This is a genomic window from Stenotrophomonas sp. HMWF003, from assembly GCF_003061285.1.
Classification (GTDB): domain Bacteria; phylum Pseudomonadota; class Gammaproteobacteria; order Xanthomonadales; family Xanthomonadaceae; genus Stenotrophomonas; species Stenotrophomonas maltophilia_AP.
The window spans coordinates 1,619-12,143 of the sequence record NZ_QAIW01000210.1 but is presented as its reverse complement, the minus strand read 5'-3'; the positions used below and the strand labels follow the sequence as shown (position 1 = coordinate 12,143).

General features: G+C 70.6%; 9 protein-coding genes. 2 read left to right on the top strand and 7 right to left on the bottom strand.

Annotated features, from left to right (window positions below; all coding sequences use genetic code 11):
- Positions 1 to 111: 111 nt before the first annotated feature.
- Entirely contained in the window at positions 112 to 723 is a 612-nt protein-coding gene (locus DBR34_RS08580; protein ID WP_128096475.1) for a thymidine kinase, read from the top strand.
- A gap of 167 nt (positions 724 to 890) precedes the next feature.
- Here the strand turns inward: DBR34_RS08580 and DBR34_RS08575 are convergent, their stop codons facing one another.
- From DBR34_RS08575 to DBR34_RS08550, 6 genes are all read right to left on the bottom strand, one after another.
- Entirely contained in the window at positions 891 to 2,492 is a 1,602-nt protein-coding gene (locus DBR34_RS08575; RefSeq protein WP_128096474.1) for a glucan biosynthesis protein D, read from the bottom strand.
- Positions 2,493 to 2,590: 98 nt separating this feature from the next.
- Entirely contained in the window at positions 2,591 to 5,422 is a 2,832-nt protein-coding gene (locus tag DBR34_RS08570) for a serine/threonine-protein kinase (RefSeq protein WP_128096473.1), read from the bottom strand.
- A gap of 67 nt (positions 5,423 to 5,489) precedes the next feature.
- Complete coding sequence (locus tag DBR34_RS08565; RefSeq protein WP_128096472.1) at positions 5,490 to 6,053, bottom strand: ECF-type sigma factor; 564 nt, start codon at positions 6,051 to 6,053, stop codon at positions 5,490 to 5,492.
- Positions 6,054 to 6,118: 65 nt separating this feature from the next.
- A complete protein-coding gene (gene mutM / locus DBR34_RS08560) occupies positions 6,119 to 6,931 on the bottom strand; it encodes a bifunctional DNA-formamidopyrimidine glycosylase/DNA-(apurinic or apyrimidinic site) lyase (protein ID WP_128096471.1) in 813 nt (270 codons plus the stop codon).
- Positions 6,932 to 7,019: 88 nt separating this feature from the next.
- Positions 7,020 to 7,319 carry an EF-hand domain-containing protein gene (locus DBR34_RS08555; protein ID WP_128096477.1) on the bottom strand — a complete coding sequence of 100 codons (300 nt, stop codon included), beginning with the start codon at positions 7,317 to 7,319 and terminating at the stop codon, positions 7,020 to 7,022.
- Positions 7,320 to 7,391: 72 nt separating this feature from the next.
- The gene (locus DBR34_RS08550; RefSeq protein WP_128096470.1) at positions 7,392 to 8,594 is read right to left on the bottom strand and encodes a fatty acid desaturase; all 1,203 of its coding nucleotides are present in this window, start codon (positions 8,592 to 8,594) and stop codon (positions 7,392 to 7,394) included.
- A 149-nt stretch (positions 8,595 to 8,743) separates the two neighbouring features.
- On the opposite strand from DBR34_RS08550, the gene DBR34_RS08545 reads away from it, so the two are divergent.
- Positions 8,744 to 9,574, top strand: a complete 831-nt coding sequence (locus DBR34_RS08545; protein ID WP_181393951.1) for an ATP-binding cassette domain-containing protein — start codon at positions 8,744 to 8,746, stop codon at positions 9,572 to 9,574.
- Positions 9,575 to 9,696: 122 nt separating this feature from the next.
- Here the strand turns inward: DBR34_RS08545 and DBR34_RS08540 are convergent.
- Positions 9,697 to 10,525: DUF4785 family protein (locus tag DBR34_RS08540; protein ID WP_258223765.1), on the bottom strand; the 829-nt coding region annotated here is incomplete at its 5' end.

Here is a 10,525-nt window from a genome sequence, read left to right as displayed (position 1 = left end):
GCATTGTACCGGGCCGCCCGGCCGGGGCGGGGTGCCCGGCGGTGGCGGACAAAAGCGTCGCCTGGCCCGGCGGGCGGCGACGCGGGCCGGCCGGGCGTCTAGAATTGGCCGATGGCCAAGCTCTATTTCTATTATTCGGCGATGAACGCCGGCAAGACCACCACGCTGCTGCAGTCGGCGCACAACTACCGGGAACGGGGCATGCGCGTGGCCATCCTGACCCCGCGCCTGGACGACCGCGCCGGGCGCGGCGTGGTCGCCTCGCGGATCGGCCTCAAGGCCGACGGCGTGGCCTTCGACCGCGATACCGACCTGCAGGGGCTGATTGCGCAGGACCTGGAGGCCCACGGCACGCTCGGCTGTGTGCTGGTGGACGAGGCGCAGTTCCTGAGCCGCAGCCAGGTCTGGCAGCTCAGCGAGGTGGTGGACCAGCTGCGCATTCCGGTGCTCTGCTACGGGCTGCGCACCGATTTCCGCGGCGAGCTGTTCGAAGGCAGCCAGTACCTGCTGGCCTGGGCCGACGAGATGCAGGAGATCAAGACGATCTGCCACAGCGGCAAGAAGGCCACCATGACCGTGCGCGTGGATGAGCACGGCCACGCGGTGCAGGACGGCCCGCAGGTGGAGATCGGCGGCAACGAGCGCTACGTGTCGGTGAGCCGGGCCGAGTTCAAGAAGATCACGCGGGGCGAAGGGAAAATCGAGCCTGCCCAGGCGGTTTGAACCCGCATTCGCGTGTTCACCCCACGATGTGCGATGCAAACCGTGGGCCCCGCCTCACCATCATCCTTATCCCCGCGCCTGTCGGCGCGCCCCCTTGAACAACAAGGGGGCTTGTCCCGGCCGTAGGACGTCAGCCCGGGTAATGCGGGTAGGCGGCTGCCAGCCCCTCAGTACAGCGTGCGCTCCGGCGCGCCCTTCGGCGGCGGGCTGTACTGGTACAGCCAGGTTTCGGTCAGCGTCTTGCCGCCGCTGCGCAGGTACAGGCGGATGTCGATCTGGTCGGTGGAATCGTCCGGCGGGACCAGGTCGAACATGGCGCGGTAGCCCTTGATCTCGCGCAGCGGGCGCGCCGAGACGATCTCCACGCGGCCGCGGCTGGCCTGGACCACCGCTTCCACCTCGCCCTTGTCGATCAGCGCGGCCAGTTCGCCGCCTTCGAAATCCACCGCGAAGCGCCACGAGAAATACGCCCGCTTCTTGCCGATCACCCCGCCCAACCCGGTGCGGCTGTCCACGCAATGCGCCAGCGGCGTGCGGGCCGGCGGCTGTGCGCCCCAGTACAGGCGGTAGCCCAGCAGCAGTTCCTGGCCCGGCTGCGGCTTGGCCTCCGGGTTCCAGAACGCCACGATGTTGTCGAAGGTTTCATCCACGGTGGGGATCTCGACCAGCTGCACCGAGCCCTTGCCCCACTGCCCCTTCGGTTCCACCCACAGGCACGGGCGCTTCTCGTAGAACACCCCGTCGTCCTGGTAGTGGTCGAAGTTGCGGTCACGCTGCAGCAGGCCGAAGCCGCGCGGGTTGTTGTCCACGAACATGTTGAAGCGCAGGTTGTGCGGGTTGCACAGCGGGCGCCAGATCCACTCGCCGCTGCCGGTCCACATCGACAGGCCATCGGTGTCGTGGATTTCCGGGCGCCAGTCCCAGGCCATGCGGCGGTCGTTTTCGCCCACCTGGTACATGCTGGTGCACGGGGCGATGCCCAGCCGCTCGATGGCCTTGCGCGGGTACAGGGCGCAGTCGATGTCCATCAGCAGGGTGTCGCCGTTGGTGATCGCAAAGCGGTACGCGCCGGCCACGCTGGGCGAGTCCAGCAGCGCATACACCACCAGGGTGTTGGAATCGGCGGCCGGCTGTTCCAGGTAATAGGCGATGAAGTCCGGGAATTCCTCGGGCTTGCCCATGCCGGTGTCGATGGCCAGGCCACGCGCCGACTGGCCGTACTGGCCTTCCTTGCCCACGGCGCGGAAGTAGCTGGCGCCCAGGAACGCGGCGAAATCACGGTTGGTGTCCTGGCGGGTATTGAGCCGGAAGCCGGCAAAGCCCAGGTCGGCCGGCAGGTGGCTGCCTTTCAACCCGCTCTTGCCGTAATCGAACGCGGCCGGGTCGTAGGCCAGTTCCTGCGCCTTGCCATCCACCACGTCGTACATGCGCACCGGGGAATGGAAGTACAGGCCCAGGTGGAAGAACTTGGCCTGGTACTTGCCGGGCTTGTCGGCCCACAGCGCATGGTCCTGGCGGTAGCTGATGGACTGGTACTGGTCCCAGTCCAGCGCTTCCAGCGGCCCGGGCAACGTGCGCTTGTGGGTCTGGTAGGCAGCCTGCGACAGCGCGCGCGCCTGGCCCTTGAGGGTGGCGAAATCGAACGGCTGCGGCTGGCCGAGCCGGCGCAGCCCCACCTGGCTGCCCTGCGCGGCGCAGGCCGGCAGCGCCGGGAAGCCGATCGCGGCCAGGGCCAGGGAGGCATTGCGGATGAAGTCGCGACGTTGCATGCAGGCAGCACTGGCAGGAAAGGGCCGGCCATCATAGGCAGGCGAACGTTAAATCGCCGAGGTGGCGCGCGCGTGGCGTTCAGCCAGCCGCCCGCCGATCAGCGCGTGTCGGCCAATGTCGCGGTGGCACAGGCCTGCAGCGCCTGGTCGATGTCGCGCAGCACCGTGCCGCCTTGCGGCCACTGCAACCGTGCTTCGCCCTGCAGCCGCAACAGCGCCTCCCGGCTGCGCAGCGGCGCCTGCGGGCAACGCAGCGCGGCCAGGCTGGTGCGGGCCTGCCAGCGCAGCGCCGTGCTGGCCGGGTCCGGCGCCCGGCCGTTGGCCACCCTCGACAACGCGCGCTCGGCCTCCACGTCCTGCCCCATGCGGGCCAGGTTGCGGCCCCAGGCCAGCTGCAGGGCCTGCTCCCCGGCCAGCGCCTCGGCGCCGCCCTGCCGGTGGCGCAGCATCAACTGCGCCAGTTGGTCGCCGGCCTGGCGGGGGTCGCCGTAGGCACTGGTGATCTCGGCCATCCGCAGGTCGGCCAGCTGCACCGACGGATCGTGGTCGCCGCGTTGCGCGGCCTGCCACTGGCGGCCTTCATGCAGGGCAGCCAGCGCGGCCTGCCAGCGTCCGGCCTGGGCCAGGGCGGTGCCATAGTCGTACAGGCCCTGCGGCAACACTCCCACGCAGTCCGGTTGCCGCCAGATCGCCACGGCACGTTCGAAATCGACCACCGCGGCACCACTGTCGCCGCGCTCCAGCGCCAGCAGGCCCAGCGCATGCCAGCTCAGGCCGGTGTCGCGGTGCTGCTCGCCCAGCGCCAGCCGGGTCAGGCGATGGACCTGCTGCAGGGTCGCGTCCGCCTGGCGCAGGTCGCCGCGCTGCAGGGCCAGCACGCCACGCAGGCGGCGGATCGACAGGGTCTCCGGGTGTTCCGGCCCATACAGGCTGACCGCATCGGCCCAGGCGATGTGCAGGGTCTGCTCGGCGGTATCCAGGTCGCCCTGCGCGGCGAGGGTTTCGCCGAGGTGGCGACGCAGGACGATCAGCTGCGGCTGGCGCTCACCGGCGCGCAGCTGCAGCAGCTGCAGCGCCTGCTGGTAGCCGGCCAGGGCCGCCTGCGGGCGGCCGTCGTCACTGTCCAGCGCAGCCAGGTCGGACAGGCTCTCGGCGGTGCCGGCGGTGTCGTGCAGCACGTCGCGGCGCAGCGCCAGCGCCAGCGCGAAGGCCGCGCGCGCTTCATCGCGGAAGCCCAACAGCTGCTGGCAGCGGCCGAGCTGGGCGTGGTACTCGGCCACCAGGCCGGGCAGCGCGCTGCGCTGTTGCGCGGCCAGCGACTGCATCGGCGTCATGTGCGCCACGCACTCGCGCGAGCGGCCCAGCATGCGGAGCGCGCGTCCACGCTGGGTCACCGCTTCCAGCTGCAGCGGTGGCGGCACATCGCCGGCCTGCTCCAGCAGCGCGCGCTGGCGGTCCAGCGTCTGCAGCGCAAGTTGATAGTCCCCCATGCCGATCCGCAGGCGTCCGATCACCCCCTGCAGATCGGCCAGCGACAACGGCTGGTCGGCCAGTTCGGCCTCGCCGCGCTGCTGCCCGGTGGCCAGCAGCTGGCGCACGTCGAAGCTGCCATGGCGTACGCCGGCGGCGCGGTCGAACAGGCCCACGGTGAATTCCTGCATGGCCTGGGCGCGGGCGATCTCGCGGCGTGCCTGCTGCATCTGCCACAGCGCCACCACCGCCAGGCCGGCCAGCGCCACCGCCCCCAGCGAGCCCAACGCCACGCCCCACCGGTGCCGGCCGATGTACTTGCGCAGGCGGTACAGCGTGCGCTGCGGTCGCGCGTGGATGGGGCGACCTTCCAGGAAGCGGCGCAGGTCCTGCGCCAGCGCTTCGGCCGACGCGTAGCGCTGTGCCGGTTCCTTCTGCAGGGCCTTGAGCAGGATCGTGTCCAGGTCGCCGCGCAGGCGCCGGGCCAGCCGCCGGTCGGCCAGCGTGGCCGGGCTCCCGGCGCTGCCGCGCAGCACCACCGCCGAGGCGCGCGGCGCGGTCACCTCCAGGATCGCGCGTTCCCATTCGGCATCGCTGTGCCGGCGCAACCGGTAGGGCTTGCGCCCGGTGATCACTTCAAACAGCACCACGCCCAGCGAGTACACATCGGTGAGCGTGGTGACCGGTTCGCCCCGCACCTGCTCGGGCGCGGCGTAGTGGAGGGTGAACGCGCGCGCCTCGGTGGCCGGGTGCGGCGCGTTGTCGCGCGCCTCCCGGTCGTCGAGCAGCTTGGCGATGCCGAAGTCGAGCAGCTTCACTTCGCCATGGGCGGTGACCAGGATGTTGGAGGGCTTCAGGTCGCGGTGCACGATCAGGTTGGCGTGCGCGTGGGTGACCACCGCGCACACCTGCAGCATCAGCTGCAGGCGGCGTTCCAGCGGCAGCTGCAACTGCTGGCAGTAGTCGGTGATCGGCTGGCCTTCCACGTACGCCAACGCCAGGTAGGGCTGGCCCTGCAGGTCCACGCCGGCATCGAGCAGTTCGGCCAGGTTGGGATGCTGCAGCCGCGCCAGGATCTCGCGCTCGCGGCTGAAGCGCTGCCGCAGGCCCGGGTCGGCATAGCCACTGCGCAGCAGCTTGAGTGCCACCTGGCGCTGGTACAGGCCGTCGGCGCGTTCGGCCAGCCAGACCTCGCCCATGCCACCCTCGCCCAGCGAGCGCAGCAGCCGGTAGGGGCCGATCAGGGTGCCGGCACGGCTGTCCGACGGGGCGGCGGTCCACAACGGCTGGGCCATGAACTCGTGGCTGTCGCGCTCGTGTTCCAGCAGGCGTTCCAGGTCGTCGGCCAGCGTCGGATCGGCCAGGCGCAGCTGCGCCAGCCGCTGCGCACGCGGCCCGTCGGCAAGTTCCAGCAGTTGGTCCAGCAGCGAAGACACCTGCCGCCAGCGCGACGCTTCCATCGATCTGCTCCCCGAACGATGTACCACCGCCCGCGCCGCCACGCGGGACCGTCATTGCCCGCCGTGTTCAGTCGTCGCGCACCGAGGCCAGCAGGAACATGCGCGCCTTCTGCCAGTCGCGGCGGATGCTGCGTTCCGAGCGCTGGCACAGGTCGGCGATCTCGTGCTCGGACAGCCCGGCGAAATAGCGCAGCTCCACCACCTTGGCCAGGTGGCCGTCCACGGCCTGCAGCCGGGCCAGCGCCACATCCAGCGCCAGCAGGTCTTCATCCAGGCGCACGCCGCTGCTGCTGTTCTCGGGCAGGTCGACCCGCTTGAGGTCGCCACCGCGCTTGCGGGCCAGCCGGTTGCGCGCGTAATCCACGACCACGCTGCGCATGGCCGAGGCGGCATAGGCGAAGAAGTGCGCGCGGTCTTCGAAACGGGCCGCACCGCGTGCGCCGAGCAGCTTCAGGTAGGACTCGTGGACCAGCGAGGTGGCATCCAGCGTGCGCCCCTGCTGGCCGGCCAACTGGCGCCGGGCCATGCTGTGCAACTCCTGGTAGAGCAGGGTCAGCACCCGGTCCAGGGCGGCGCGGTCGCCCGCGCGGGCTGAGTCCAGCCATACGGTGATATCCGGTGCCTCGTCCATCGCACACCCCCGCCGGTGACGTTGGGCGGACTATACCGCCGCAAAGGCGACGGGCGTGCGAGGGTTCAGCGCTGGCAGTGGCCGCACCAGACGCTGGCGCGCTGGCCGATGGTGGCGTGCCGCAGCGGCCGCCCGCACTGCCGGCAGGGCTGGCCTTCACGGCCGTAGACCAGCAGTTCCTGCTCGAAGTAGCCCGGGGCGCCGTCGGGGTTGATGAAATCACGCAGGGTGGTGCCGCCGCGGGTGATGGCGTACCCAAGGATCTGCTTCACCGCCGTGGCCAGCCGCTGGTACCGCCCGCGCGAGATCTTCCCGGCCTCGCGCAGGGGGTTGATGCCGGCCATGAACAGGCTTTCGGCGGCGTAGATGTTGCCGACGCCGACCACGATGCCCTGGTCCATCAGGAAGGTCTTCACCGATGCGCTGCGGCGCCGGCTGCGCTGGAACAGGTAGTCGCCATCGAAGGCATCGTCGAGTGGCTCCGGGCCCAGCCCGGCCAGCAGCGCATGGGTTTCCCCGGCCGGCTGCCACAGCAGGCTGCCGAACCGGCGCGGGTCGTTGAAGCGCAGCAGGCGGCCGTTGTCCAGGCTGATGTCCACGTGGTCGTGCGCGCGCACGGGGGTATCACCGGGCAGCACCCGCAGGCTGCCGGACATGCCCAGGTGCAGCACCGCGCTGCCGATGGCGGTATCCAGCAGCAGGTACTTCGCGCGGCGGCGCACGCCGTCGATGGCCTGCCCGGGCAGCAGCGCGCCGATCTCCTCGGGAATCGGCCAGCGCAGGTCGGGCCGGCGCAGGATCACGCCATGCACGCGGCGACCTTCCAGGTGCGGGGCCAGGCCGCGGCGGGTGGTTTCTACTTCGGGCAGTTCAGGCATGGGGCAATTCTACGGCGTCCCCCGGTGGTAGAGCGGGGCTCTGCCCCGCTACCTGTCCGACTTCCCGCTGCATGTGCGAACGTCACGCTCACCGCGGCGGCGCGGCCAGTTCCTTCGCGCTCAGGTAGCCATCGCCGTTGGCGTCCTGCTTGTGGAAGCGCTGCACCAGGGTCTGCCGCTGCTGTTCGCGGGTGATCGGGGCGCCCTTGCCGCCGGGCAGTTCATCGGCACTGAGCACGCCATCGCCGTTGCGGTCCATGCGCTCGAAGGCGTACAGCATCCACTGCACGTATTCCTCGACGCTGACCCGACCATCGCCGTCGGTATCCATGCGCTGCAGGTAGCTGCCGGTGTCGGCCACCTGCGCCTGCGCCATGCCGGCGGCCATCAGCAGGGCCACGCAGGAAAAACGCCGCACGAGGCGGCGTTTTTCACGGTTGTTCACGCCGGGGCGCACCGGTCAGTGCGCCGTCAGCGCGTAGCCCTTCAGGCGGGCGGCGTAGGCCTGCAGCGCGGCGATGCCGCTGGCTTCGGCCTCGTGGCACCACGCCTGCAGCAGCTTCAGGCGCTCGGCGGCATCGTTGCCCCGCGCTTCCAGCAGGGCTGCCAGACGCGCGCGGTGTTCGACCAGCACGCGGATGCGCGGGCGCTGTTCCACCCAGGTGCTGAGCTGGGCGCGGCAGTCCGGCTTGAGCCAGCGGCCATCGTTGACCAGCCCGCGGCGCATGCGGCGCGGCAGCAGCTTGCGCAGCTTGGCACCGGCCATCGCCGCCTCTTCGCGCAGGGCCGGCACGAACACGTTGCGCTGGTAGTCGGTCATGGCCTGGAAGCGGTGCGACAGCAGCGCCTTGAGGGTTTCAGCATCCGGCACGGCGATGTTCGGGCGCACGTCCATGGACGGCGCCACGCGCAGCACCTTGGCCAGGCGCACGGCCTGCAGGCCCCGGATGGCGGCCCAGCCGATGTCGAATTCCCAGCGGCGCATCGAGAAGCGGGCCGAGCTGGGGAAGGCGTGGTGATTGTTGTGCAGCTCTTCACCGCCGATCCAGAACGCCCAGGGGGTCAGGTTGGTGGAGGTGTCGGCCGATTCGAAGTTGCGGTAGCCCCACCAGTGGCCCAGGCCGTTGACCACGCCGGCCGCCCAGAACGGGATCCACGCCATCTGGATCGCCCACAGGGCAACGCCCGGCAGGCCGAACAGCAGGCTGTTGATGGCCAGCAGCGCGACCGGGCCGAGGTTGGCATGCGGGGTGTAGAGCTTGCGCTCGATCCAGTCGTCCGGCGCGCCGCGGCCGTACTGCTCGATGTCCGCGCGCATCGCGCGGGCTTCGCGGTACAGCTCCACGCCACGCCAGAACACCATGCCGATGCCCTTGGTGACCGGGCTGTGCGGGTCTTCGTCGGTTTCCACCTTGGCGTGGTGCTTGCGGTGGATGGCCACCCACTCCTTGGTGATCATGGAGGTGGTGAGCCAGGTCCAGAAGCGGAAGAAGTGCGCGATGACCGGGTGGAAATCCACGCCACGGTGCGCCTGGCTGCGATGCAGGTACAGGGTGACGGCGAAGATGGTCAGCTGGGTGAACACCAGCAGCACCAGCGCCATGCCCCACCAGCCGAGGCCGACGACACCGCCGGTCAGGAAGTTGAGGAGCGTATCGAGCATCGCAGGACTCCAGGCCGCGGGCGGCCAGCAAGGGAACAGGTACACCTTCGGACATGATGGGGCCTGCAGTTGCAAACTTCATCCGTCTGGTGCGATTTTTGCGCAGTCATTCAGTTGTTTTCCTCCTTCGTGAGCATGCCCCCGCATTCATGACAGTCGCAGCCTCCCCGGCGCCCCTGGCCGCCAACATCCCCCTGATCGAGCTGGACCGCGCCTGTGTGATCCGCGGCCAGGTCCGGGTTCTGCACGATCTCAGCCTGCGCATCGCCCAGGGCCAGCACACCGCGCTGCTGGGCCCCAACGGTTGCGGCAAGTCGTCCTTCATCAAGCTGATCACCCGCGAGCTGTACCCGCTGGCGCATGCCGACGGCAGCGTGGCGGTACGGGTGCTGGGCCAGAACCGCTGGCAGGTGGACCGGCTGCGCTCGCAGCTGGGCATCGTCACCGGCGATTTGAGCAGCAACCTGGCCGACATGCCCGGGCTGACCGTGGAAGAAGCCGTGCTGTCGGGCTTCTTCGCCAGCTTCGTGGTGCCGGCCTTCCGCGAAGTCACCGACGACATGCGCCAGCGCGTGCGCGAAACCCTGGCCCTGACCGGCGCGCTGCCGCTGCTGCCGCGGGGCTATGCCGAGCTGTCGGCCGGTGAAACCCGGCGCGTGCTGATCGCCCGGGCGCTGGTCAACCGGCCGCAGGCGCTGCTGCTGGACGAGCCGTCCACCGGGCTGGACCTGATCGCGCGCCAGCACCTGATCGCCACCATGCGCCGGTTGGCCGCCGAGGGCATCACCCTGGTGCTGGTGACCCACCACATCGAGGAGGTCATCCCGGAAATCGCGCGGGTGGTGCTGCTGCGCGGCGGCCGGATCGTCGCCGATGGGCCCCGCGAGGACCTGCTGCGCGACGGCCCGCTGTCGGAGGTGTTCGGCGGCCCGATCCAGGTGGTGGAACATGAGGGTCGGCTGAGCGCGTTTGCGGGATAGGGGACGGAGCCACGCCATGCGTGGCTGGCGTTGCAGGCAGGTGCGCCCGATGAAAGGCAGCCACCCATGGGGTGGCTCTACCGCCGGGCGACGGAGGGTGTCGCCTCCGTCGCCCGCGGTGCCTAGAACTTCAACGCCACCGCGCGTGACTCGATCGGGGCCATCCGGCCCTGGTCCTGCAGCTGCAGGTCGCGCAGCTCGAACGGCGCCGCATACCCGCGCGGCAGCGCCACGCTGGCGAAGGGCAGCGCGATGGCGCCGCTGCCGGCATGGTCGAACCACGCCGCGCTGTGCGCCTGCGCCACCGGCCGCAGCTGGCCGTCCGGGCCGGTGGCGTACAGCGTGCCGCGCGCCTCGTAGCGACCGGGCGCGCCCACCTCCAGCGGCAACATCACCGTGCGGCGGGCGAGGTCCACCTCGGCCTGGCCGGTGAAGCGCGCGGTAGGCTGGGCGACCGCGAAGGCGACCTTGCCATCGCGCTGTACGCCATTGGCGCTGACGAAGGCCTGCAGTTCCCACAGCCCCTGCACCGGGCCGATGTCCTGCGGGATCGCCACGCGCGCGCGCAGACCGTCCTTGCCAGCCACCAGCGGCACCGGCCAGCTGCGGCCGTCCGGGGCCACCAGCAACGCCTCGCCACCGGCCGGCAGGGTTCGCCCGCCCGTGGTTGCACCGCCCAGCGTGGCCGTGCCGCGGTCATCCACCAGGCGCGCGCTCAGCTCCACGCTGCCACCGGCCAGCACCTGCTGGCGGCTGGCCTGCAGCTTCAGCGCCACCGTGCTGTTGGGTTCCAGCACCTGCACCACGTAGCGGCCCTGCGCCTGGACGCTTTGCAGGCGATAGGTACCCACCGCGGCACTGCGCCCGGTGCGCACCATCGCGCTGCCCTGCCCCACCGACATGCCGGCCGCACGCAGCTGCTGGTCATCCACGACCTTGTCCACCGCCAGC